General features: G+C 60.9%; 28 protein-coding genes and 1 tRNA gene. 5 read left to right on the top strand and 24 right to left on the bottom strand.

From position 1 onward, the window contains the following. The 4 genes from VII69_01440 to VII69_01455 all read right to left on the bottom strand — a co-directional run. Nucleotides 1–915 (bottom strand): hypothetical protein (locus VII69_01440; protein HEY5093759.1); only part of this gene is annotated, 915 nt, incomplete at its 3' end. 134 nt (nucleotides 916–1,049) lie between these two features. Further along, a tRNA-Gly gene (locus VII69_01445) sits at nucleotides 1,050–1,122 on the bottom strand. A gap of 48 nt (nucleotides 1,123–1,170) precedes the next feature. Further along, nucleotides 1,171–2,058, bottom strand: coding sequence for a PhzF family phenazine biosynthesis protein (locus tag VII69_01450; protein HEY5093760.1), 888 nt, complete (start codon nucleotides 2,056–2,058; stop codon nucleotides 1,171–1,173). After that, complete coding sequence (locus tag VII69_01455; protein HEY5093761.1) at nucleotides 2,058–2,222, bottom strand: hypothetical protein; 165 nt, start codon at nucleotides 2,220–2,222, stop codon at nucleotides 2,058–2,060. Before VII69_01455 ends, VII69_01450 begins: the two co-directional genes overlap by 1 nt. Before the next feature lie 205 nt (nucleotides 2,223–2,427). On the opposite strand from VII69_01455, the gene VII69_01460 reads away from it, so the two are divergent. Further along, complete coding sequence (locus tag VII69_01460; protein ID HEY5093762.1) at nucleotides 2,428–3,996, top strand: hypothetical protein; 1,569 nt, start codon at nucleotides 2,428–2,430, stop codon at nucleotides 3,994–3,996. An 8-nt stretch (nucleotides 3,997–4,004) separates the two neighbouring features. Here VII69_01460 and VII69_01465 read toward each other — a convergent pair whose 3' ends face one another. The 3 genes from VII69_01465 to VII69_01475 form a co-directional block, all read right to left on the bottom strand. Further along, nucleotides 4,005–4,154: a hypothetical protein gene (locus tag VII69_01465; GenBank protein ID HEY5093763.1), complete on the bottom strand. Its 150-nt coding sequence runs from the start codon at nucleotides 4,152–4,154 to the stop codon at nucleotides 4,005–4,007. A 19-nt stretch (nucleotides 4,155–4,173) separates the two neighbouring features. Next, complete coding sequence (locus VII69_01470) at nucleotides 4,174–5,568, bottom strand: cyclopropane-fatty-acyl-phospholipid synthase family protein (GenBank protein HEY5093764.1); 1,395 nt, start codon at nucleotides 5,566–5,568, stop codon at nucleotides 4,174–4,176. Nucleotides 5,569–5,747: 179 nt separating this feature from the next. Then, nucleotides 5,748–6,509, bottom strand: a complete 762-nt coding sequence (locus VII69_01475) for a hypothetical protein (GenBank protein HEY5093765.1) — start codon at nucleotides 6,507–6,509, stop codon at nucleotides 5,748–5,750. Nucleotides 6,510–6,622: 113 nt separating this feature from the next. Here VII69_01475 and VII69_01480 point away from each other — a divergent pair, with 113 nt between their 5' ends. Beyond that, nucleotides 6,623–7,318, top strand: coding sequence for a response regulator transcription factor (locus tag VII69_01480; GenBank protein ID HEY5093766.1), 696 nt, complete (start codon nucleotides 6,623–6,625; stop codon nucleotides 7,316–7,318). Here VII69_01480 and VII69_01485 read toward each other — a convergent pair. Beyond that, complete coding sequence (locus VII69_01485; GenBank protein HEY5093767.1) at nucleotides 7,315–7,734, bottom strand: VOC family protein; 420 nt, start codon at nucleotides 7,732–7,734, stop codon at nucleotides 7,315–7,317. The two genes, VII69_01480 and VII69_01485, sit on opposite strands and share 4 nt — an antisense overlap. Further along, nucleotides 7,731–8,387: a hypothetical protein gene (locus VII69_01490; protein ID HEY5093768.1), complete on the bottom strand. Its 657-nt coding sequence runs from the start codon at nucleotides 8,385–8,387 to the stop codon at nucleotides 7,731–7,733. The genes VII69_01485 and VII69_01490 overlap by 4 nt, the downstream gene beginning before the upstream one ends. Nucleotides 8,388–8,507: 120 nt before the next feature. On the opposite strand from VII69_01490, the gene VII69_01495 reads away from it, so the two are divergent. Next, complete coding sequence (locus tag VII69_01495) at nucleotides 8,508–10,484, top strand: serine hydrolase (protein ID HEY5093769.1); 1,977 nt, start codon at nucleotides 8,508–8,510, stop codon at nucleotides 10,482–10,484. Here VII69_01495 and VII69_01500 read toward each other — a convergent pair. Together VII69_01500 and VII69_01505 are read right to left on the bottom strand one after the other, a co-directional pair. Next, on the bottom strand, nucleotides 10,481–11,953 hold the full coding sequence (locus tag VII69_01500) for a HAMP domain-containing sensor histidine kinase (protein HEY5093770.1): 1,473 nt from the start codon (nucleotides 11,951–11,953) through the stop codon (nucleotides 10,481–10,483). The two genes, VII69_01495 and VII69_01500, sit on opposite strands and share 4 nt — an antisense overlap. Before the next feature lie 106 nt (nucleotides 11,954–12,059). Continuing rightward, a complete protein-coding gene (locus VII69_01505; protein ID HEY5093771.1) occupies nucleotides 12,060–12,590 on the bottom strand; it encodes a hypothetical protein in 531 nt (176 codons plus the stop codon). Nucleotides 12,591–12,692: 102 nt separating this feature from the next. Between VII69_01505 and VII69_01510 the strand changes: the two genes are divergently transcribed. Beyond that, on the top strand, nucleotides 12,693–13,319 hold the full coding sequence (locus tag VII69_01510; protein ID HEY5093772.1) for a LysE family translocator: 627 nt from the start codon (nucleotides 12,693–12,695) through the stop codon (nucleotides 13,317–13,319). A gap of 308 nt (nucleotides 13,320–13,627) precedes the next feature. Here VII69_01510 and metX read toward each other — a convergent pair whose 3' ends face one another. The 5 genes from metX to VII69_01535 form a co-directional block, all read right to left on the bottom strand. Continuing rightward, the gene (gene metX, locus VII69_01515) at nucleotides 13,628–14,695 is read right to left on the bottom strand and encodes a homoserine O-acetyltransferase (GenBank protein ID HEY5093773.1); all 1,068 of its coding nucleotides are present in this window, start codon (nucleotides 14,693–14,695) and stop codon (nucleotides 13,628–13,630) included. After that, complete coding sequence (locus VII69_01520; protein ID HEY5093774.1) at nucleotides 14,631–15,935, bottom strand: O-acetylhomoserine aminocarboxypropyltransferase/cysteine synthase family protein; 1,305 nt, start codon at nucleotides 15,933–15,935, stop codon at nucleotides 14,631–14,633. Before VII69_01520 ends, metX begins: the two co-directional genes overlap by 65 nt. A 41-nt stretch (nucleotides 15,936–15,976) precedes the next feature. Next, nucleotides 15,977–17,005, bottom strand: coding sequence for a homoserine dehydrogenase (locus VII69_01525; protein HEY5093775.1), 1,029 nt, complete (start codon nucleotides 17,003–17,005; stop codon nucleotides 15,977–15,979). 350 nt (nucleotides 17,006–17,355) lie between these two features. Further along, the gene (locus VII69_01530) at nucleotides 17,356–17,910 is read right to left on the bottom strand and encodes an RES domain-containing protein (GenBank protein ID HEY5093776.1); all 555 of its coding nucleotides are present in this window, start codon (nucleotides 17,908–17,910) and stop codon (nucleotides 17,356–17,358) included. Next, nucleotides 17,911–18,255 (bottom strand): hypothetical protein, encoded by a 345-nt coding sequence (locus VII69_01535; protein ID HEY5093777.1) that lies wholly within the window; start codon nucleotides 18,253–18,255, stop codon nucleotides 17,911–17,913. A 154-nt stretch (nucleotides 18,256–18,409) separates the two neighbouring features. Between VII69_01535 and VII69_01540 the strand changes: the two genes are divergently transcribed. Beyond that, nucleotides 18,410–18,667, top strand: a complete 258-nt coding sequence (locus VII69_01540; protein HEY5093778.1) for a UBP-type zinc finger domain-containing protein — start codon at nucleotides 18,410–18,412, stop codon at nucleotides 18,665–18,667. A gap of 129 nt (nucleotides 18,668–18,796) precedes the next feature. Here the strand turns inward: VII69_01540 and VII69_01545 are convergent, their stop codons facing one another. From VII69_01545 to VII69_01580, 8 genes are all read right to left on the bottom strand, one after another. After that, nucleotides 18,797–19,348, bottom strand: a complete 552-nt coding sequence (locus VII69_01545; GenBank protein HEY5093779.1) for a hypothetical protein — start codon at nucleotides 19,346–19,348, stop codon at nucleotides 18,797–18,799. A 16-nt stretch (nucleotides 19,349–19,364) separates the two neighbouring features. Continuing rightward, on the bottom strand, nucleotides 19,365–19,727 hold the full coding sequence (locus VII69_01550; protein ID HEY5093780.1) for a hypothetical protein: 363 nt from the start codon (nucleotides 19,725–19,727) through the stop codon (nucleotides 19,365–19,367). Between the two features lie 300 nt (nucleotides 19,728–20,027). Beyond that, nucleotides 20,028–20,894 (bottom strand): YihY/virulence factor BrkB family protein, encoded by an 867-nt coding sequence (locus tag VII69_01555; GenBank protein ID HEY5093781.1) that lies wholly within the window; start codon nucleotides 20,892–20,894, stop codon nucleotides 20,028–20,030. Beyond that, a complete protein-coding gene (locus VII69_01560) occupies nucleotides 20,864–21,478 on the bottom strand; it encodes a DNA polymerase ligase N-terminal domain-containing protein (protein ID HEY5093782.1) in 615 nt (204 codons plus the stop codon). The genes VII69_01555 and VII69_01560 overlap by 31 nt, the downstream gene beginning before the upstream one ends. Next, nucleotides 21,475–21,687 (bottom strand): DUF6496 domain-containing protein, encoded by a 213-nt coding sequence (locus VII69_01565; GenBank protein ID HEY5093783.1) that lies wholly within the window; start codon nucleotides 21,685–21,687, stop codon nucleotides 21,475–21,477. The genes VII69_01560 and VII69_01565 overlap by 4 nt, the downstream gene beginning before the upstream one ends. Nucleotides 21,688–21,732: 45 nt before the next feature. Next, a complete protein-coding gene (gene ligD / locus VII69_01570) occupies nucleotides 21,733–22,680 on the bottom strand; it encodes a non-homologous end-joining DNA ligase (protein HEY5093784.1) in 948 nt (315 codons plus the stop codon). Then, nucleotides 22,677–23,615 carry a Ku protein gene (locus tag VII69_01575; protein ID HEY5093785.1) on the bottom strand — a complete coding sequence of 313 codons (939 nt, stop codon included), beginning with the start codon at nucleotides 23,613–23,615 and terminating at the stop codon, nucleotides 22,677–22,679. Before VII69_01575 ends, ligD begins: the two co-directional genes overlap by 4 nt. After that, entirely contained in the window at nucleotides 23,542–23,805 is a 264-nt protein-coding gene (locus tag VII69_01580; GenBank protein HEY5093786.1) for a hypothetical protein, read from the bottom strand. Before VII69_01580 ends, VII69_01575 begins: the two co-directional genes overlap by 74 nt. Nucleotides 23,806–23,858: the final 53 nt, after the last annotated feature.

Below are 23,858 nucleotides of genomic sequence, written 5' to 3' on the forward strand. Positions count from 1 at the left end.
GGCCGTGGAATTAAGTCCCTTCGTGTCAGAGTTGACTGCCAATAAATCGTCCGTTGAATCCGACGCTAAGCCTCCGGGGTAAAGAAATGAGACACCCGATATTTGGCTTTGGGCTCCGCACGCGCCGGCCGGGCAGGACACCGACCACAGAGCGCCTTCATTTGTATTTGAATCGAGGTCGTCGAAGTAAACGGTGTCATCTGATTGGATGGTCAGGAATCCGCCCTGGATGTCGTTGATCATCAGGAAATTACCGACGAACGTGCCGCCGTTAGGTCCTGGCAACCAAGTTGAAATCGACCCCGTTGCGGGGCCGGCCGGCTGTATACCATTGGTAGCAATGACCGTCCCGTCATTGGCAACTGCAACATCGACCGGATATTCGCTACCGGGAGTTGGATCTGTGTAGGTATTGTACGGCCTAAGTCGGCCTCGGTGATATACGAGCACGTTGCCTGCTTGAGTGTTCGCAACGTAGAGATCGTCGCGCGTGGGGTCCACGTACAATCCGTACTGGCCGTTCAACTTCGATGTAATCTGACCACATGGGCGCTGGCCGTGGAACACTCCCGAGTAGACGTAGATTACATGATTGCCGAAGTCGGATACGTACTTGAGCAAACCCGTCGCAGGGCAGGCATAGAAACTCGCTACCCGTCGACCGGTTTGAGTATTAACATTGAGAATTCCGTTTGCGAGCGCGATGCCAAGATTGCGGCTCGCCGGCGAAACATGATCGCTTTGTAGGTTTGCGGGTTTCGCCGCAATTACAGATCCGCTTGAACACCCAGCGAGAATCGCAATCGAAGTCGCTGCGCTGACTAATTGAACTATTGTCCGATAAAATAGATGGCGCATGGCCGCCTCCCTGTTTGACTGGTGGTCCGCTCCGGGTTCGCCCCAGATCAGCGGCAACCCGCCATGGCAAAATGTGCCTCCGTTCGCTCTGTCTGCTGTACTTCTGCTGTACAACGGTGACGAAATCTAGAGCAGGTCCGGAGAGACGCGCAAAGCCCGATATATCGGGCTTTCGACGATTAAATTCAGTGAGCGGGAGACGGGTCTCGAACCCGCAACCCTCAGCTTGGGAAGCTGATGCTCTACCAATTGAGCTACTCCCGCTCGCGGCTAGATATTTCTACTTGGACCAACCATTCCCTCGGCTCCGATTCAAAAACGATCGAGGCTCATCGTCGCGCGCGCGAGCGGAGTCACGTGGCCGCCGACCTCGATACCGTCCGCTCCGTTTTCGCCGTGCACGAACGCGTGCAGAAAGCTGCGACGGCCCATCTTAGTCCCTTGTTCGCTGACAAATCGAGTTCCATCGGCGCGCGACGCAAGTCCGTGTGCCATCATGAACGCCGCGAGCGGCCCAGTCGCGCTGCCTGTGGCCGGATCTTCAATGATCCCGTGCTCAGGCGCGAACATCCTCGAGTACGCGCCCTCTGGCGTCGGCGCGAACACGAATAGGCAATTGAGCCCGTCGGCCGGCGGGCTCAACGCCCGGAACTTCACCGGATCGACCCATGCGCGGTCGACGGCCGCTTTGTCGCGTACGGCCACGAAGATGTTCGGATTGCCCGCGGTCCACAGTTCGCACGGTACGCCCGGTATCAAATCGGCTTCGCTCAACTCGAGCGCGATCGCGCAATCGGCGCGAGCGTAGCTGCTCCCCTTGGTGATCGTCGGTGTCTGCAGCCAGATCATCGGGTCCGGGCCGGCTTCGATACGCACATCGACCTTGCCGACCTTTTCCTCTAACGCGAATGCCGGCTCGCCTTTGGGAATGAGGCCGGTTTGCTGGATGACGTACGAACTGCCGATCGTGGGATGACCGGCGAAGAGCATCTCGTAATTCGGCGTGAAGATCCGGATCCGAGCCGCGCACTCTTTTCGAGTCGAGGGAACGACGAAAGCAGTCTCCGACAGATTGAATTCGCGCGCGATGTCCTGCATCGTCTTGTCTTGCAGTTGCCGGCCATCGGGGAACACCGCGAGCGCGTTGCCCTCGAGCAGCGTCTGCGTAAAGACGTCGACGACGTGATAGACAAATTCCACTACTTCTTCTTCTTCCGGGCCTGTTTGAGCCGCTTCACCGCGGAGTTTACTTGCGTTTTCACCACCGCGCGTACGACCGATCCCAGTTCCCGTTTGTCGGCGAACGCATTCATGTACGGCAAGACGCCGATGACCGTCTCGCACGACGTGCACGCCACCGTCACGATGCGGTGCGTTCCGCCAGCGCGTTCCTCGCCGGCCCGAAAAGGGACAGCCTTTAGGCAGCGGGGGCACTTGCGTTTGAAGATATCCATTTCGCACCTCTCGCGAACCGATTTGCGTTCCCGTTTTGAAGTACCCTTGTTCGATCTTGACCTGCGGCAACGAGGACGGCAGGATTGGCCAGCCGCGCGTTCCAATTGTCGTACGATGAGATGCATAGCATTGGTCATCGTCTTATCGGCGTTGACTTCGACCATTTTGGCCCAAGGTGCGGAGTTCGCTCGGGTGCATCATCCCGTATCCACGACGAATGCACAAGCGCAAGGCTACTTCGACCAAGGCTTGACGCTGCTCTACGCGTTCAATCGCACGGCTTCGCGCCAAGCGTTCCAGCGGGCGGCGAAGTCCGATCCGGGTCTTGCGATGGCGTGGTGGGGCGTGGCGATGTCATACGGCCGCAACATCAACGTTCCCATCGAAGCGGCCGGAGAAAAAGCTGCGGTGGCGGCGATCGCAAAAGCCCGCGCTCTAGCTCAGTCGCGCGCCACACCCGAAGAGCGCGCGTTCATCGGTGCGGCCGCGGTTCGGTATTCAACGAAGGCCAAGCAGGATTTGACCGCGCTTGACAACGCGTACTGCCAGGCGATGCGTGCCCTTTCGCATGCGTACCCCGACGACAACGACGCCGCCGCGCTATTCGCCGAGAGCGCGATGGATCTGCGTCCATGGGCCCTGTACACAGTTGCCGGAGCGCCTGTACAGGGGACGGCCGAAATTGTTGCGACGCTCGAGGGCGCACTGGCGCGCGAACCGCTGCACATCGGGGCGAATCATTTCTACATCCACGCGACCGAGGCATCGCTGCAGCCCGGCCGCGCGCTCATAAGCGCGATGCGTTTGGGCAAGATGAATTTCGAGCCGGCTGCGGCACATCTCGTCCACATGCCCGCGCACACCCTGATGCGCGTCGGAGACTATGCGGGAGCGGTCGCGGCGAATTCGCACGCGACGATGCATGACCGGATGTACTTGCAGCACGAGAACGACGTCGAAGGTGGTTATTATTTCGGTCATGACCTCTTCTTCTTGGCGAGCGCAGGCGCGATGAACGGCGACTACAGTGCAGCGTCGAAAGCGGCGGCCGACTTGGTGTCTCAAGACGTCATCGAACCGCAGTTATTTGTCGACGTCCGGTTCGCCCGGTGGGCCGATGTGCTGGCCGTCGCCCAACCCAAGCCATCCGAGTTCGAACCGTTGCGGATTCCAGTCTGGCATTTCGCACGCGGAATGGCGCTCGCGTCGACCGGACGCGTCGACGAAGCGCAAACGGAACTCGACGTCGTTCGTCAGGCGTACGCCTCTCTCAAGGTACCCGGCATAACTGGGTTCTACAACGGCTCGCATGAAATTCTGGGAGTAGCCGAAAACCTGCTCGGCGCTAAGCTGGCGTGGGCCGCAGGAGATCATACCGGTGCGCTCGCGATGCTGCGCGACGCGGTGGCTGCACAGGATACCTTCTACTACATCGAGCCGCCGGATTGGCTTGGCCCAGCGCGGGAAACTTTAGGCGCCGCGCTACTCGCAAGCGGCGATGCGGCGGCCGCGGAGCGCGTGTTCAGAGACGATCTTATTCGCAATCCGCTCAACCCGCGATCGCTGTTCGGCTTGGCGCAGGCGTTGCGTGATCAAGGGCGGGATAACGATGCCCAATACGTGCAGGCGTCGCTGGACAGAGTGTGGGTCGGAGAGCCGCTGAATTTAAAGGATTATTTCTAAAATCCGGCTTATCGCAACTGACCGATGAGCACGCAGTACCCGTCGGGATCCACCACGCCGATCTCTCCGTTCGGCATGTAGTCCGGGTACGTCACATCGGTCACGGTGATGCCGACCGTCATCAACTTACGGCGCAACGCGACGACGTCGAGCTTCATCGCCTATTCAGCGCACCGATCAGGTGGAGGCGTAAATGTCGTCGCGCGTATGCGGGGCGCGATGGGACCCGTCTGCTTCGCGCTTCGCCAACAGCATTTGCACGACGCCCAGCCGGCCGGAACCAAAGCCTTGGGCCGAGCCCGCCATGTAAAGCCGCCACGTGTTGTACGTCTCGTCCCCCACGATGCGCCGAGCTTCAGTCTGGTTGTCTTCAAGGCGGCGGACCCAGTGTTGCAGCGTGCGTTGATAGTGCGGGCGCAAGTTCTCGGCGTCCAACAACTCAAATCCGGCGCGCTCTGCTGCTGCCGATGCCACGTCTAGGCGCAGCAAGTCGCTTTCCGGAAATACATAGCGCTCGATGAAGCCCGACCGGGCGGGCACGATCCGGGCGATGACGCCGCGCAATCCGGTGGGGACCGGCGTCTGGCTGACGATGCCGTGATTGAGGAATAAGCCGCCCGGCGCGAGCACCCCGTGCGCCGAATTGAAGTATGCGGCGAGATTTCCGGAGCCGACGTGTTCCACCATGCCGACGCTTGCGATCTTGTCGAACGCACCGAGCGTGGACAAGTCGCGATAGTCGAGCAACTCAACCGCACACGCCTTCTCCAACCCTTCGCGCGCGACGCGTTGCCGCGCGTATTCTGCTTGTCGCGAGCTCAACGTGATGCCGACGGCTTGGGCGCCGTATTCGCGAGCGAGAAAGCGGATGAGTCCGCCCCAACCGCAGCCGATGTCCAGAACGCGCTCGCCCGCACCGACGCGGAGCTTGCGCGCGATGAGGTCGTATTTTTGGAGCTGCGCGGCGTCGAGCGAATCGCTCGGCGAGCGGAAATATGCACAAGAGTACGTCATGTTCCCGTCGAGCCACAACGAATAGAATTCGTTTGAGACGTTGTAGTGGTATTCGACGGCCGCGCGATCCCGTTCGCGAGAGTGCCGGCGGCCGGTGAGGCGCGCGGCTTGGCGACGGGGCGCGTCGGCACGATTCGAACGGTCGGCGGCTTGCGGTGCGGTCGAAATGCGCGAAGCGATCCGGACGATTTCAAACCATTCCCGCGGAGTGCGGATCCTGCGAGCGACGGCGAGCGCGTCGATTGCGCTCTCGAGATCACCGTCAACCGAGATTTCGCCGCGGATGTACGCTTCTGCCACGCCGATGTCCGAGCCGGTCATCAATAATTCGCGAATGACGCCGGAGTGCATCAAGATGATGGTCGCGCGCGGCGACGAGCCTCGATGCAGCGAAACCCCGCCCGCCAGGACCACGTCGGGCGACGCGGCGACACCGTTGAACAGCTTGCCGAAGAGATCCTGAACCGCCTGGAAGCGGCCAGGGACAGCGGTGGGCCGAGAGCCGGCGGCCGGGGCTGAGGTCTGTTTGATCTCCGAGGTGACGTCGAGGCGGGCCATGGGCAGCATCCTTTCGCTCTTCGCTAGTCACTGGGAATACTAGCGACTGGAGCGCTCTTCGTCAGAGGCCCGCCTCGTTCCATTCCAATTATCGCGAGGATTAAGGTATCACCGGGGCCCGAAGGGCCTGTTGTTGGCGGCAATCGGTGAAGATGCGAGTTTACCGAGGGCCGGCGAGCTTACCCAGGGCCGATTGTGACCGGACCGTTGACGGTCTCGAGCGAGACTGTGCCCGGGCCGCTGTTATCCTCCAGGTCGTTCTTGACCGGTCCGAGCACCGTCGATGCGTGCACGTTGGCTTTGAAGCCTTTAGGTACGATGACATCGATGGGGCCGTTTGTCGTGCTGATCGTGATGTCCGGCTGAGCCGTGATTTTCGCGATGTAAGCCGCGACTGGACCGTTGGTCGTTGCGAGATACAACACGGTACCGGCGCCTCGCACAGAGATAGGCCCGTTGACAAGCGTCACCCGGAGCGGCCCGGTCACGTCGTCGATGACGATCGGGCCATTGATCACGTGGACCGATAGCGACACGCCGCGCGGCACGTGCATTTCTACCCTCGCGTAGGGCCGGTAGAATCCCAACCAACCAAAGAAACCCTTTTGTGGTGACGGCGAGGCGATCACGTGCATGGCTAGCGTGCCGTTCTCCATAGAGCCGTTGAGCCGGACGCTGTCTGCGTAATGGCCGGATGCGGCAACGGTTATGTCGACACTGCTTTTATCCCAGGCGTCGACGCGCAAATCGGCTTTGATGTCGTCGTTGACGTCTAGGAAGACCGGCTGGCCGTTGGCCAACGCGTGCTGGTAAGCGAGGGGCTGCGGATCGTCCGCCCGTGCGGCCGGTGCGACCGCGAACATGGCCAGCATGATCGCCAGAGCAGCGACTCCATGAGGCCCGCGAATGCAAGAGACTCGGTTGGCCAAACGTGTTGCCATGGTGGTGATACTTGCGGAATCCATCTTAAGTTACAGCACGTTTACGAGGAGAATGGCCGCCCACAGCCTAGTCCCAGGGGCGGGGCGTACCATAATCTGGAAATGCGGATCGAATGAAAAACCTCACTGCCGGCGCCAAGATCCTCGTCATCGACGACGAGAAGCGCATCCGCGAAATGCTCCAAATCGGCCTCGAGCGCAAAGGTTTTGGGGTGCGCTGTCTGCCTGATGGGCGCACGATCGGAACCGAGATCGATGAGTGGCAGCCCGACGTGGTGCTGCTCGACGTGATGCTGCCATACGCCGACGGATTCGCTCTGTTGCCGCAAGTCCGCCGCCGCACCCAGGCGCCGATCATCATGCTGACGGCCAAAGGCGATGTGGACGACCGCGTCACCGGCCTCGAACTTGGCGCCGACGATTATCTGGCCAAGCCGTTTGCGTTGAACGAACTCGTCGCGCGGATCAACGCAGCTTTACGAAGGCCGGTGCTGCAGCCGGACGAGCGCATTTCGTTCGCCGACCTCGTCGTGAATTTGAACACGCGCGAGGTGCGGCGCGGCGACACGATTGTCTCGCTCACGAATCGCGAGTATTCATTGCTCGTGACGCTTGCGCGCGAGCCGCGCCGCGTCTTCAGCAAAGAACAGCTTCTCGACTTGGCGTGGGGACACGACTTCGATGGCGACACCGGCGTCGTCGAGACCTACGTTTCGTACTTACGCGGAAAAATAGACGCCGGCCACGCGGTGAAGCTGATCCATACCATTCGCGGCGCCGGCTACAGCATGAGAGCGGGGCAAGCCTAAGCCTCTGGTCTGTACGTCCCAAAGGTCCACGGATGCCCTTCGAGATCGAGCGCTGCGAAATCGTGAGATCCGTAATCGGTGTCATGCGGAGGGTCGGTGATCCGCGCGCCGGCTGCGCAGGCGCGGACGTGGAGAGCATCGATCGCGGCGGCGTCGGGCAGCGCGACGTAAAATGAACTGGTGACGGCGTTGACTTCCTTCGGCGAACGGACGGCAAAGCCGTCGTCGCGGCTGTTGCCGATCATGATCAGATTGCCCGCGATCGCTATCTCGGCATGGGCCACGGTGCCGTCCGGCGCGTCGTAGACCACGTGCGGCTCCGCGGCAAATGCCCGCGTGAGCCAGTCGATCGCCGCTCGAGCATCGACGTATCGGGCCGTCGGGAAAATTGTTTGACCGGCGCTTTGCACCGTCACGGAGAAGCCGGCACGGGCGTCGTGGTGAGATCGTCGAGCAGGCGAAGCCGAACGAGCGTACCCGATTTGACATCGATGTTCGATTTCAGACTTGACGCCAGCGCCACGCCGGCCGCTGCCCCGACGAGCGTTCCCATGTGACTTCCGGTCTTCTTCGCGAGCATATGCCCCGCGACCGCCGAACCGACCACGATGCCGATGTTACGAAGCGTGTGGCCTTTGGGCTCGAATGTCCCCATCGAGACGATCGCGGCGTGGATGGGCGCAGTCGATCCGTCTGCTAGACGAACGTCGTCGAAGACGACGGTCATCGTCGCTTTGTGCGTCGGGCTTGCAGCCGAAATGTTTTCGACGTGCCCGTCGATCACCGCGCCGTTCAGCGCCGGGTTTTTATGGAAGAACGTATCCTTCTCGGCCATCGTGAAGGCAGCGCCTTGCTTGTTGGTTGCCGAGTTCAGTTCTTGCTGTACGACGGCATCGACTTCCGCGCCGCGCGCCGCAAGCGTCGTTCCAGACCCACCGCCGGAGCCGGTCTGCGCGGTCGACTGATTCGACGGCGCGTTCGCGCCGCTTTGCGAAGATGAATTCGACGAGCACGCAGCAATGCTGAATGCCGCGTATGCGGCTACCAGACAGAGAGTGGACTTGTTCATCGCTGATCCTCGCAGACGCATTGCAAGCTATCCCTTGACCCTGGCGACCAAGGTGCGCATTCGACCCGCCGATTCCTGCCGCGCAGAGGGCGGGACCGGACCAGGCCGAATCAACGAGCCATGAATAGATTACTATTTTCGGTGTTCGCGATTTTTGTTTTGTCCGTCGTCCCCATCGCATCCATTGCGGGCACGACCGGCGTTCAAGCCTTGCTCGATCAACGAGTCTCGAGTTCGTCCGGCGTCGGAATAATCGTCGGAGTCATCGACCACAACGGCGTGAGGATGTATCAAGCCGGTTCGAGCGGCACCACGCGGGCCTTGGATTCCCACACGCTGTTCGAGCTAGGTTCGGTCACCAAGACGTTCACCGCCACCATCCTGTCCACCATGGTTCTGGACGGAAGCGTCAAGCTTGACGATCCCGTGGCGAAGTATCTTCCCGCCGGCGTTCGCGTTCCAACCCGAAACGGCAAGCAGATAACACTTCTCAATTTGGCCACGCAGCACTCCGGATTGCCGCGACTACCCACGAATATGGATCCGGAAGGACCGGATCCGTACGCGCACTATTCCGCCGCCGACTTGTACGCGTTTTTGAACACGTATCGGTTGCCGCGCGACCCCGGTAAGAGTTTCGAATATTCGAATCTCGGCGTCGCCCTGCTCGGCGACGCGCTCGCGAATCGTGCGCACATGTCGTACGCCCAACTGTTGCAGTCTCGCGTGCTCGGTCCGCTTGGGATGACTGAAACAGCAATATCCCTCACGCCATCCGAAGCGACGCGCTTTGCCGCCGGCCACGACGCGGATGACGACGCAGTGGCGCCCTGGAACTTCGAAGCCATCGCGCCCGCCGGGGCGATCCGCTCGACCGTCGCCGACATGCTCAAGTACGTCCGCTGCAACATGGGCCAAGGACCGCTCGCCCAAGCTTGCCTCTTCGCGCAGAAGCCGCGGGCCACGTTCCCGCCCGGCAATCATATCGGCCTCGTGTGGTGGTCGGGCGATCTTGAGGCGATCGTCCACCATGGCGGTGACACCGCCGGCTACCACGCTTCGGTCGCCATATCTCCCGATCACACCAAGGGGACTGTCGTATTGACGAACGGCGGCGCTCCGGTCGACGATGTGGCAGTCCACGTCATCGATCCGAAGTTCCCGGTTGCGACGGCCAGCTTTCCACCCGCGGTTCAGGTCGCAAGCGCGACGCTCGAATCGTATGTGGGCATGTATGAAGACAAGACCGATGGTCTTACCTTTTCAATCCGGCATGTGGGCAATTCGCTGACCACCCAGCTTGCAGATCAGCCGCAGGTCCGGATGTACGCGTCGGCGCAGGATGCTTTCTATTTTCGGGCCGTCGATGCGAACATCGCTTTTTCGAGGTCCGCGGATGGCAATGTGTCCGCTTTGGCGCTGCATCAAAACGGGCACGTCGTAAACGCCACCCGAACGAGCGCGGTCGCGACCACGCCGACGGCGGCGCCATCATCCGCGCCTGCGTCGCCTGAGCCGGCGTCCACGCCTCAACCGCTGAATGCTAACGCTCTTGACGAATACGTCGGCACGTACGATACGGGCCAGGGTCTCGTGTTCACGGTGACCCGGGCGGACTTGCAGCTCATGGTGCGGGTGACAGGTCAAGAAGCGGCACCGGTCTACGAGTCTGCAAAGGATTCTTTCTACTACAAGATAGTCGACGCCCGGATCGACTTCCAGCGCGACGCGAGCGGCAAAGTCATCAAGTTAGTACTGCACCAAAACGGACGTGACCTGATTGCGGCGAAGCCGGGAGTGCCGCTTGCCCAACCATCGTTTCCGCCGGTCGTTGCGCTCGATAGCGCCACGCTGGACGGTTACGTCGGCACTTATAGCGCGTCGCCGGCACTAGCGTTCACCGTGACGCGCGACGGCGACCGGTTGTTGGTCCAATTGACCGGCCAGCCGGCAAGCCCGGTGTACGCCTCAGCGAAAGACGAGTTCTACTATAAAATAGTGGATGCGCGCATTTCGTTCGAGCGCGATGCGAATGGAAAGATAAAAGACCTCGTGCTGCATCAAAACGGGCGCGATATTCCCGCGGTGAAGACTTAGGATTGCGCGACGGGAAGTTTGACCAACACGCGCACGCCCCGGCCGGGCGCGGTGTCCAGTTCGATTTCGCCGCCGGCGCGGTCGACGATGCGCTTGACGATGGCGAGGCCAAGGCCCGAGCCTGGGATATTGCCGCGGTCTTCGCCGCGCGAGAAGCGGTCGAACGCGCGGCTGCGCAGTGCGTAGTCCATGCCGGGACCATCGTCGGCCACTTCCACTTCAACGCTTCCGTTGATGCGGCGCACCGCCGCCTTCGTGGTGGATCCGGGCGCATACTTGATCGCATTGTCCAACAGATTGCCGATGAGTTCGCGAAGCTCGTTCGGCGCGGCTTGCGCCCGGGCGTCCCCGGCCGTGCTGAATTCGAGCTTCGACCGGCCCGCGATCGCGCGGAAGGAATCGACGACTTCGCGCACGATCGCGGCGACATCCACCGACTCGCTTCGTTCCGGCGCGACGGCGTCCAGACGAGCCAACAGCAAAAGCTTGCCGATGAGCGCGCGCATCCGTTCGCCTTCGATGGTCATGGATTCTAAGATGCGCTGCGCGAGCGCATATTCTTTGACGGCGCCCTGACGGAGAACATCGAGGAACCCCAAGATCACCGTCAACGGCGTGCGAAGCTCGTGACCGGCTTCCGCGACGAACTGGCGCATGTTGGTCTCGGCCTCGGTCTGACGCTTCAGCGCCGAGCTTACTTGATCGGCGGCGGAATTGTACGCGTCCACCACGGAGCGGCCGGATTTTTCCGTATCGACAAGTTCGAGGCGAGCGTAGTCGCCGGCTCCCCACCGGATCAGCGCGTTCTCAACCGAAATCGTGGGACCGAGCTCGCGGCGCACGATGCGGCTCAAACCGAACCACGCGATAAAGACCGCGAGCAAGACGAGCGCGCCGATCATGAAGAGATAATTGCGGAGAAGGTCCGCCGTCTGCGACGCGACCAGCCGGATAACGGCAAAGCCGCCGGGGATGTGAACCGTGGCCGAGGTGATCGGACCGAACGGAAATGGCGGGCCGCCATCCATCATCGGCGGGCCTGCCAAGATGAAACCGCGCACCATATCCGGCGGCGGCGCTCCGGGGGGTGGGCTTCCGGAAGTTTTCCTGAACTGACGAACGTTCACGCTGCCGCGCATGATCATCGTGTGTTCGGGGATCAGCTCTTGCGGCACAGGATCGCCGGCGACGCGCCGGCTCGAATTGTCGAACAGCGTGATCGCGACCATCGGCCGCGAAAGCTGCGGCGCGAGCTTGGTCAGGACGTGATTTTCATCGACGCCCTGAAACCGCAAGTCGAATGCGGCTCGCACGACGTCGCTTGCCGTCGAGGACAGCACGGCGTCATCCATTCGCGCGGCTACGATGGCATGGTTGAGGTAGAGCGCGGAAACAGTGGCCGCGATCAACACCCAAACGACGAAGAACGCGCACAGCAGGCGCGTCATGCGGTTGATGAGTGGATTCATGGACGGCACATCATGTGAGAATGGATTTCAAGCGTTCGAACGAGTGACCTTCCTAGAGCGGCCACGGCTACCCGTGGCCGCCCGAGAAGCGCTGCGAGTCGACGGGTCAGTGGGTGACCGATGTCCTATCGATCATGACGTGATGCATCATCCCCATGCCTGGCTGGGCGAGCATCAGCAATATCGATCCGGCATCCATTGGCGGGCGGCCTTCGCCGTCGGTGCGGACTTTGGTTTGAACTTGGGCGTTGGGTCCGCCAGGACCGTTCGGATTATTTCGCTCCATTTGCTGTATGTTCGCTTGCATAAGCGCATGCATTTGTTGATGGAATTGTGAGGAGATGCGCAGCACGTTCTGCGACTCTTGTTGGCTGAGCGCGGCATCGAGTTGTTTGCTCGCGGCGGCGAAGTCGGGATTGGGCGCGATGGCCAGACCGCCGACGACCTGTGCGAGCAATTGGCGGTGCTGCGGTGTGATGGCTTGGAGCACCGCCGTGCGCGCCTGCACGGATAGCGTATGCATCTGGGTTTCCATCTGCGCCATCGCAGGATTTGGAGCGTAGGCCTCGCCTGCGTACGCTCCGAGGGGCAGCGCTGTGAGGGCAACGGCGAGCATTGCCGGGATGATGTGTTTCATGCCATGAGTATAGGGCGACGTGTTTAGAGGGGCCATAGAAATGGCTGTGATACTGAACGAATGTACAAATGATTGCCGTGCGGCGTATGACAAGAGCGTGCGGTGCAATTGACAACACTCGGCACGTTCGTGCTGCTTGAGATCGTGCTCTGCTTCATCCCAGGGCCGGCTGTGATGGCGGTTATTTCGTCGGCGCTCACAGGGCGCTCCCAGGCGGGTATGGCAACGACATTCGGGATTCTCACCGGCAATCTGGTCTATTTTGTCGTATCGGCGCTGGGCATCGCTTCCGTGCTTCTGGCATCACACACCGCTTTTGTGTTTGTGAAGTGGTGCGGCGCCGCATATCTGGCGTATCTGGGCATTCGCGCGATCTTCACGCGTGCATCGGAATCGCACGACGCGCCAGCCGAGCTGCTTGCGATGCCGTCGAGGGTGCGCGGATGGTTGAGCGGCACGATCACGCAGTTGTCGAATCCGAAAGCGATCGTGTTCTTCGCCGCCATCTTGCCGCAATTCATCGATCCGCACGGCAACATCATTTTGCAAGAGATGTTCTTGGGGATCGCGGGGCTCGCTGTGGAGCTCGCCGTGTTATCGGTCTACGTCTGGAGCGCCGAACGTGTGCGAAGTCGCGGCGTATCGCCGGTCGCGCAAGCGTGGGCGCAGTGGGCTGGAGGGATCATCATGCTGGTGGTGGCGGCCGGCGTGGCGCGGGCGGGCGTTTAAGACGCGATCGCATTTGCGTGCATCCGACGGCGCCCAGACGCTCAAAGTGGCGTGCCGGGCGCCGTGCTTGAAGATGACGGTTACGTTAACGAGCCGTATCTTCTCATGAGTGACATCATACGCTTTGGAATCCTCCGGACATGTATTGCACACCCATTTAGTTAGTATACCCAAAAATCGCTGAACCGTGAATGAATAATTTGATGCCACCTGCGAACATAGGAGCTAGTAGGGGGGCAAGCCTCGCTTGCCCCATCGTTGTTATCTGTAGGAGGGCAAGCATCGCTTGCCCTAGTACAACCGCCCTTTTACATAAGAAACGGGCCGACTATTTCCGTGAGCTGCGCGGCGTCCGCCAAGAAACCATCGTGACCGTGTGCGGACTTAAGCTCGGCGTAGGCGCCGTAGGGCGCGAGCTCTTGCGCCGCGGCATGCACGTCTTCGGGCGGATACAGCCAATCAGACTCGATACCGACCAGCAACGCAGGCGTCCGCCAGAAACCGGCGTCCAATTCGTAGAGGTCCATCGCCTTGGTAAGGAAGAGAAACGCGTCCGGATCCATACGGGCGACGAGCTTGTCGCCCTGATGTTGGAGGTAGCCTTCCACGTCAAATCGGGCGTTCAGCGATGCCGCCGGATTTTCTTGGCCGCGATTGGGCCTTCGGCCGTGGCGCTCCCACAGCAGGGCGGCGCTCTTGTAAGACAACATGCCGATCATGCGCGCCACCTTGAGACCGCCGACCGGATCTAACTTGATGGCTTCGCGTGCGATGCTGTTGAGGCCGATCGCCATTGGCGAGAGCCGCCCGGTCGCGCCGATGGCGATCACCTTTTCCGTCAGCGCAGGATATGCCGAACCCCATTGCAGCGCTTGCATCCCGCCGAGCGATCCCCCGATCACGGCGTGCAGACGGCGTATGCCGAGAAGTTCAAGCGCTTCGCGTTGCGCGCGAACCATGTCTTCGACGTCTACTATCGGAAATCTCCGGCCATAGGGCACTCCGTCCGAACTCGCACTGCTTGGACCGGTGCTGCCGTAGCAACTGCCGATGACGTTGCTTCCCACAACGCAATAGCGGTCGGTATCGAGAAGTTTACCTGGCCCGAGGATTTCGCCCCACCACTCGGCGACTTTTGAACTACCTGTGATCGCGTGACAGACAAGAATCGTCGGCGCGTCGGGCGCGCGCCCGTAGAGCGTGAACGCGACGCGCACCGACGGAAGCGACCCGCCGTGTTTGAGTTGAAAGCCGCCGGTCGGCGCGAGCGTTACGGCGGCCTCCCGCGAGGAGATCGTCAGATGGATTTTCCTATGCCTCGACCGGCGCGGAATCGGCGACCGGCCACTCTTCGATTGCGGGCGAGGACGCGGCAGCCGCGGCGAAAGCTTGGCGTAGGTCCTCCAAGATGTCGTCGAGGTCCTCGATTCCTACGGACAGACGCACGAGGTCGTCCGAGACACCGGAAGCCCGCCGCTGTGCGTCGGTGAGCTGCTGGTGCGTGGTCGTCGCCGGGTGGATGACGAGGCTCTTGGCGTCGCCGACATTCGCAAGCAGCGAGTGCAGCTTGAGCGCGTCGATGAAACTGCTCGCCTGCGCAACGCCGCCGCGCAATCCGAAGGTGAGGATTGCGCCACCGCCCTTGGGGAGGTATTTTTTGGAGCGCGGATATTTCACCCAGGTGACGTCGGGCTGCCGCTCGAGAAACTCGACCACGGCCGCGGCGTTGTCGCTGTGGCGCTGGATGCGCAAGCCGAGCGTCTCCAATCCTTGGATGAACAGCCAGGCATTGAAGGGCGAAAGCGCGGCTCCAAGATCGCGCAACAGCGTGACTCGCGCTTTGATGATGTAGGCGAGCTTCCCGAACGCGGCGTGATAGCGCACGCCATGATAGGATTCATCCGGCTCGGTGAAGTCTGGGAATTTGCCGCTTGCGGTCCAGTCGAAGTTGCCGCCGTCGACGATGACGCCGCCTATCGACGTGCCGTGACCTCCGATGAACTTCGTGGCGCTGTGAACGACGATGTTCGCGCCGTGCTCGATCGGCTTTGTGAGGTAAGGCGTTGCGAGAGTGTTATCGATGACGAAGGGGATATCGTGGCGCTGCGCGAGCGCCGCGACGGCTGCGATGTCGAGCACGTCGACTTTCGGATTGCCGATCGTCTCGGCGAAGATCGCTCGGGTGTTTGGTCGGACGGCTCGTTCGAAGTTGTCCGGATCCTCGGGATCGACAAGACTGACCTCGATGCCGAACCGTGGCAGGGTATGAGTGAAGGCGTTGTACGTGCCGCCGTAGAGCGAGGCCGAACTGACGATGTGATCCCCCGCTTTTGCGATGTTGAGCAGCGAATAGATGACGGCCGCCTGGCCGCTGGCGACGCCGAGTGCGCCGCTGCCGCCCTCGAGCGCGGCGATGCGCTGTTCGAAGACGTCGGTGGTAGGATTCATGATGCGCGTATAGATGTTGCCGAATTCTTCAAGCGCGAAGAGGCGCTTCGCGTGCGCGGTATCGTCGAAGAGATATGAAGTGGTCTGGAAGATGGGCACGGCGCGAGACTTGGTGGACGGGTCGCCGGCGTGGCCTCCGTGCAGGGCGACGGTATCGAATTTCGGCATGGGAGAGACTCCTTTTGGCAACGAGTGGGAGAGGAGCGCTACTACGCTGGGTGGGTATACGTGATGGCCGCCGAGCTGTAAGCCGAGCGCTGTGCGTCGGCGATGTCGGCGAGATCGGAGATGATCGCCGACGCCGTGGCGGAGCGGCCCGCGCCGAGGCCGCCGACGATGATCGGGCCGGCATGGCGAGCATCTATCCGGACGATATTTTCCACGCCTTGCGGTGCGGCAAAGGGGTGGTCGGCCGGAATATACGTGGGAGCCACCGACGCGACGACGGCGCCGCCCGGCGTGCGCCTCGCGGTCGCGACCAGCTTGAGCCGGCACCCGAGACGTCGCGCAAGCGCGATGTCGTCGGGACCGACATCGCGGATGCCTCGCCGCGGTATCGATTCCCAAGGCAGCCACATACCGAATGCGGCCGCGACTAGAATGGTGAGTTTCTGCGCTGCGTCGGCTCCGTCGACATCGTTTGACGGATCCGCTTCGGCGAAGCCTTCGCTCTGCGCCGCTTCGAGCGCCTCGAGATAAGTCGCGCCCTTTTCGAGCTTTGTCAGGATATAGTTTGTCGTGCCGTTGAGAATCCCGCCGACTTCGTGGATTTCGTCCGCACCGGCGATGCTTCGTACCGTCCGTACGACCGGTGTCGCCGCGCCGACCGCAGCTTCGTAACGGAAAAAGACCGCGCGAGAATTGCTGAGTTCGGTGAGCCGCGACCCGTAGGAGGCGACGAGGGTCTTGTTCGCGGTGATCACGTGCTTGCCGGCACGAAGCGCGACTTCGGTATATGCAAGCGTGGGCGCGATGCCGCCCATGCACTCCACGACGACGTCGATATTCGGGTCGCTCAAGATGCGCGACGCGTCGTCCGTGAGAAGCGGTCTCACATCCGCCGGGAAGCGATCCTTTTTGAGGTCGCGGACGAGCACCCGGTGGATCTTGACGTCGACACCCCGAAGCCGCGGGCCGGTTAGGATGCGATGCGCGACGCCTCCGCCGACCACGCCGCAGCCGAGCAGCCCGACGCCGATGCTTGAGCGCCTGTCGTTGAGTTGGTCGTTCTCTATCATTTGATTCCATCCGTCGTGATGCAAAAAGAAAGCGGCTCCTCGCCTTTGCCGGAGAGGAGCCGCTGTCGTGGAAGTGAGTGCCGTTTGGCCTACTTCGAGAGCGCGCGCGCCTCCGCATGCGAAACCATACAGGTCTCACACATGCACATCATCGCGCTCATCGAAGTCAAATTCATCTTGGTTCCTTTAAGGGACGAAAAAGCCGGGCGCTTAATCCCGGCTACAAAATCGCTTGCATCGATCTTGGAACCGTTTGAGCTGCTTTCGCGCTCAGGCCGTTGCCATTCCGTTAAAGGCACATTACCAGAAGGGTGGACGGATGTCAAGCATTTTTGCGTGCTTTTCGCGTGCTACCTCGCCTTCGGATACCAATCAGCGAACCGGTGCCGCTTTCCGTGAACGGCAAATCCCAAGGCGCGATCGAACAGCGCGAGCTCTTCACCGATCCATCCCCCTTCGACCGCTTCCGCCGCCGACCGGCACGCGATGCCGGCTTCGCCCGCCTCGTATGCCGCGAAGCCGATAGGCCGGCATCGGGCGCGCGGGATAATCGTACCGTTTGCGGCGAGCGGAGAAGATGACGGCAGGCCGAGCTCGGCGAGGCCTGCCTTTGAGACGGCGTCGACAAACCGGTGGCCCGGCGAGCGGCCTAGAGAAAAATCGACCAATACGGGGCGGAACTCGGGTTTTAGATCGTAGAGCGAATGGATCTCGCCGTCGAAGTTCTTCCGCGCGTTAGCGGCCGCGACTATGAGGTCCCGGCAAAGGTAGAGGACGCCGAACCGGCCGGATTCGTTCCAGCGCCCTCCGGCATCTTTGGAGAAGGACGTATCTGCGCAATCGTTCCAATCGGGGTCGCAGACGCGGTGATAGAGCCCCGATCGTCTTACGTGCCGAGCTTTCACTCACGTACCGGAGTACGAGTAGAGCTCGTGAAGATAGCGAAAGACCCGGTCGGGGCCGCGCTTTTCCAGCACGTCGAGCACGGTGCTTCCATCCAGCCCCTTCGCGGGCGTCGCGACGATTTGCGGAATGCGCTCGGCTTTCAGGCGCTTCTTGAAGACGTGGGCGATCTCTAAGACGCGATCGACATCTGCGAGCCGGCTCAATGGTACTCCGGCGACCCGCCATTTGTCGACGGCTTGGCGCGATACACCGAAAAGCCGCGCCACCCGGGTTTCGCTCAGACCGAAGATCTGGCGGATCTCGTCGACTGCGCGGGTTTTCCGTCCCTCGAGCGTCAGTGCCATACGTATCTCCTCTGCATCCATTGTACTGCAACCCAACGGCAACCGCAACCCCGTGGCAACCAAGGGTCACGTCCCGGGACGCGGTGCCCAGCTTTACGAGGCAATCCACCGCCGATTCGGAATACTTTAGAGGGCGAGAAGCGAGGGAATCAGAGTGAAAAACACCTGCGATCACGTCGGCGAAGTGCTCGAAGCAAAACCGACCTCCGATGGCTGCGAAGAATGCCTAGCTATGGGTGATACTTGGGTTCACTTGCGCCTATGCATCACGTGCGGTCATGTCGGCTGCTGCGACGCGTCGAAAAATAAGCATGCCACCAAACACTTCCATCACACGCATCACCCGGTCATCAGATCGCTCGAGCCGGGCGAGGACTGGCACTGGTGTTATTTAGACGAAGTGATGATGTAGATCATATTGCCGGAGGGCACGCCGTACGAGGGCACGCCGTACGAGGGCAAGCATCGCTTGCCCCGTTTTTTTGTGGGTGAGCGTTGCTCACCCTAGTACGGATTGCTCACCCTAGTACGGCTCGCGCTCCTACCTACGGATCGGTTCTGCCGAATAGAGTGCGACGCGCGGCATGTTGCTCGGATAGTTGCCGTCGGGATACTTCTTCACCCAAAGTGCCGCGCGAGCCACCAGATACTCGAAATTATCGAAGATGCCCGGCCCGCGCACTTGGCGCACCACTTCAATCGCCGGGCTCAGCAACTGCCAGTAGGTGATGACCACGTCGCACGCCTGATCTAAGAACGCTTCTTCACCGATCAGATCATATTTGACGTAATTGCCTAGCTGCTCGAAATAGCCGGCTAGCCAAAGCTCCTTGTGCACGGTCAGATCGGGCGCGGGCCGCTCGAGACCCGCACGGAATTCCGGATCGTTCATTCTTTCGGCGAGCTCGCTGCGGACGAAATGAGCGCTTTCCCTGAACGTCGGCTCTTGTTGCAGATCGAGCACCTTGAGCAGACCGGTGAGCTGATTGCTGGCCCGAAGGTGCCGCAACTGCTTCATCGCGGCGACGGCAGTGACTGCGATGACGATGATGGTCACTATCCCGACCAGCGAATTGATCGCTTCGAAGCTCATCGAATGGAAGTCGCGGCTAACTCGCGAGGATGTCGGGATACATCCGCTTCGCGTGCTCGTACGCGGACTCGATGAGCAATGGATTGAGCCCCAGCCGAAGAGGGCGGCGAGGTTGTGGCGCCAGGCGGTGAACGAATCCTTTGGTGCAGAGAGCTGCGAGCGCTCGGCTCAACGCAGTATCGGACAGGCTCAGCCGGCGCGCCATTGCGGAATGACCCATCGGTTTTTCGTAGACGCGCGTTCGCACGTCGACGTGGCTCCATAGGTAGATGTAGACCCGGCGTTGCTCGCGCGTGAGCGCTTTGCACGCGCCAATGGACGAGAACAACGAGTCCCAAACTCGATCGCAAAACGTTCTGGTCGCCGCCACATGCGCCACGTACGTCGGCCTCCAACCTTCGAACAGGTGTTTGGATGGCCGGCTGCAGCACCCCTTCGGGGGGCTGTTAGTATTTCTGAAGGATCGCTTGCGTCAGGCGCACCCCACGTGTCCGCATTGGCAAATGCCGTCGCCTCGTCCCACGCCCTCGCCGGAGCAATATTCGGAACAGAAATCCGCGGTATTGTCGTCTGGAATCGAGCAGCCGCAGACTTCGTTTGCACAAGTCCGTTCGGCGGCATCTTCACGGGCTAACATACGCATCATATGTCCTATTGTCGGGACCGCGAAACGTGCAATTCATGCCGTTCCGTGAATTCGGTCGGCGAGCACCTTTGCCGTGGCGGCGCCGAACAGTGTGGCCTGCGCGGAATAGTAAACCCAAAGAAGCACGACGAGCAGCGAACCGGCTGCGCCGTACGTCGAGGCGATGGCGGTATGTCCGAGGTAGATCCCAATGATGGCCTCGCCCGCCACGAAAAGTACCGCCGTAACCGATGCGCCCAGCCAGATGGCGCGCCACGGTAGCCGTTCGTCGGGGACGACGCGATAGATCATCGCGAAGAGCGCCGCTACGATGGCGATCGTGATCACGATACCTCCCGCGCTGACGACGGATTCGGCCAGCGGCAATACGGCGGCGATGTATTTTTCCGTTCCGGCGAGCATGGCGTCGACGATAAAGGCCACGAGCAGAAGAAAGCCGATGACCGCGACCATAGCAAGCGACAGGAGCCGCTCCCGGAACAGTCTCGCGACGCCTCGGCGCCGGCGCGGGCCGCTCTGCCATATCGAATTCAAGGAAGCTTGAAGTTCACCGAACACCGCGGTCGCGCCGAACGCGAGCACGATGGTGCTGACGATGGCCGCAATGACGCCTGGCGCAGGTCTACTGGCGCTGATCACCATTGTTTGGACCGCGTCGGCGCCGGAGACGCCCAGCACGCCTTCGAGTTCGATGAAGATCTCACCGCGTGCAGCGGCCGGCCCGAATACAAATCCGGAGATCGCCATCGCGATCACAAGTATGGGCGCGAGCGAAAAAGCAGCGTAGTACGCGAGCGCGGCGGACAGCCGCGGCACGTCGTGTTCCTGACATGTCTTCGCCGCATCCACGAAGAGCCGGATGACCGACCTTAGCCGGCCTTTGTCGGTTTCGATGTCCACCGCCGCAAGCGCGTTCCCTTTTTTAGATCGGCCAACGTGCGGCCGCTCTTGACCGACTCCTCATGCGCAGATGCGCGCCACCGCCGGTCCACGAATTCGTCGCGCTCCTTGATCAGCAGCCACGCATTGTCGGCGCCGTCGCGCGCCCGCATCTTCACCAACGTGAACGCGCCGCGCAGTTTTTTGCCCCGCAACACGAATTTGATCTCTCCAGAGTCGATGGCTTTCTCCGGGCGCATATCATCCTTTGGACGGTACGTGCCGCGATCCCAGACGATCACTTCGCCCGCACCGTAGTTGCCTTTCGGGATGATGCCCTCGAACGAGCCATATTCCAGCGGATGATCTTCAACCTGCATGGCGAGACGCCGGTCGCCGGGATCGAGCGAGGGGCCTTTCGGCACCGCCCACGATTTCAGCACACCGGCGGCTTCGAGTCTGAAGTCGTAATGCAGCCGCGACGCGTCGTGTTTTTGCACGACGAAGCGCAGTGATCGGCCCGCGCGCTTGACCACTTTGCCTTCGGGCTCCGGAGTCTGCTCGAAGTCGCGCTTCCGATTGTAGCGCGCCGTCGAGCCTTTCATCGCGATGACTTTTTCTTCTTGGGGACCTTCGCGCCGCTCTTGCGAGCCTCGGAGAGTCCGATGGCGATCGCCTGTTTTCTGCTCGTTACCTTCGTGTCGGACTTGCCGGATTTGAGTTTCCCTTCATTCATCTCTTGCATGGCTTTCTCGACCTTTTGATCGGCTTTGTCGCCATACTTGCGGCTTGACGCTTTTTTCTTTTGAGGCATCGATTCGCTCCATTCGAAGGCGGTGATGAGGTTATGGTCCGGATTTTACCCCGATTGCGAAGAGATATGCTTTTCTAGGTCTACGCGTCCGGTTCGAGCGAGCAGCGGTTTCCAAAGGTCGCCCACCTTCTTCAGCCGGTCGGCCATGTTGTCGATCCGGAAGTCTTCGATGCGTACGCCTCGCTCGAGCTCTCGCCAAGTGACCGGGGCAGAGACGGTGGGCCGTTTGCTCGGGCGGACGGAATAGACCGATGCGAGCGTGCGCGCCCACGCGTTTTGATTGTAGTCGATCAGTACGTGGCCTTTCGGCCGTTTGCTTTTCGCGTAGACCGCGGTGATGATCTTCGGATGCATCTCAGCCACGTGCATCGCAAACGCTTTTGAATAGCGCCACACGTCTTCCTGAAGCGGGCCTCGCTTGATGGGCACGTATACGTGAATCCCGCGCGATCCGGTGGTCTTCGCAAAGCTCGGCATTCCTTGCGCCTTCAGCGCGTCGCGGAGCAACAAGGCGCTCTCGCAAACCCGAGGAAAACTCGCGCCGGTCACGGGATCGAGATCGAAGTGCAGGTAGTCGGGCTTGTGCACGTCGTCGCAGCGGGCATACCACTGGTTCAAGTCGATGCAGCCGAGATTGACCGTCCAGAGCAGCGATGCGAGATCGTCGACCACCGGAAACTTCACGACGTTGCCTTGCGAGTGTTTGATGGGGCACACGGTGAGCCATGGAGGGTGCGGCTCCGGAACGTTCTTCATGAAAAAGAATTCGCCGCTCGCGCCGTTGGGGTAACGCTTCATCACCATCGCTCGATCGCGGAGATGGGGCAAGAGCCAGCGGCTTATCGACGCATAATAGCGGATGAGATCGCCTTTGGTGACCTTCGGCCGGCTCCAGAAAGCTTTCTGAAGATTCGTGAGGTGCACGGTGTGCCGGCCGGCACGGATATCGGCGGTATTGATGTCCGGCGGAATGAGTTTTTCCGCCGGCGTCACGACCGCGCTTTGGTGCGCCGAGCGGACGGCTTCCGCTTTACGGCAGCGCCGCTTCTCTTGCCACGCGTGGCCAAACTGCGCTGCAATGCTGAGACGATGTCGTCGAGGCCCTTATCTTTGACTCTACTTGCCTTCGGCGCCACAGTGATCTTCTTACCCTTTGCTTTGTTTCGAATGGTCTTGAGCATGACCGCGCGATAGTTGTCTTTGAAGCGCTTTGGCTCGAAGCTGCCTTCCATCGCACTGACGAGCGTCATGGCCGCCTTCATCTCGCCGGCCGAGATCTTATCACGTTTAGCGGGCACGTCGACGTCCTCAGGGGGGACCAGTTCATTTTCGAAGTGCATGAGTTCCAGCGTCAGCGCATTTCCAACAGGTTTAAGTGCGGCAAGGTGCTCGCGCGTGCGCAGAACGACGCGCGCGATTCCCGCCTTCTTGGATTTGAGGAGCGCCTCACGCAGAACGGTGTAGGCGTGCCTACCCTTTTTCTCCGGCTCGAGGTAGTAAGGCGTGTCGAAAAATCTGGGGTCTATCTCGTCGAGGTCCACGAACTGTTCGATGTCGATGGACTTGGTCAGTTCGGGCGCCGCCGCCTCGAAGTCTTTGTCGTCCAAAACGACGTAGCGTCCGTCGTCGTATTCGTAGCCCTTCACGAGATCTTCCCATTCCACTCGCTTGTGGCAGACCTCGCAGACGCGCTCGTTGTGGATGCGTCCTTTGTCCTTTGCGTGGAGCATGTGAAAGGCGAGGTCGTTGGCGCGGACGGCGCTCACCAACCGGACCGGGATCGACACCAGTCCGAAATTGACGGCGCCGCTCCAAATCGCGTGTGCTATGACGGTCTCCTTTGTCTCGATGGACTTAGCGTACGATCGTCGTGGAATCGCTGCGGCGAGACGCGGCCATGGCGATGAGCACGATGATCGCGACCGCAACGATGGCGATGATGGTCCAGGCGGTGGGCGATAAACCGGATGAGGAGGTATTCGTGGTCGTCGTGGTCGTTGACGAGCTCGTCGTAGCGCTTGTGTCCGGAGCCTGTTGGGTTTGCGTGGTGGTAGAATTTGATGAGCCGGTAGTGGCCGAAACGGCCGGATCGGCGAGGGCGACAATAAACGCAGACATGGTGATCTCCCTTTCGGAATGCGGTGTGGCCCGAGTTCTAGAGAGATTGTTAC

Source organism: Candidatus Eremiobacteraceae bacterium (assembly GCA_036511855.1).
Taxonomy (GTDB): domain Bacteria; phylum Vulcanimicrobiota; class Vulcanimicrobiia; order Eremiobacterales; family Eremiobacteraceae; genus JABCYQ01.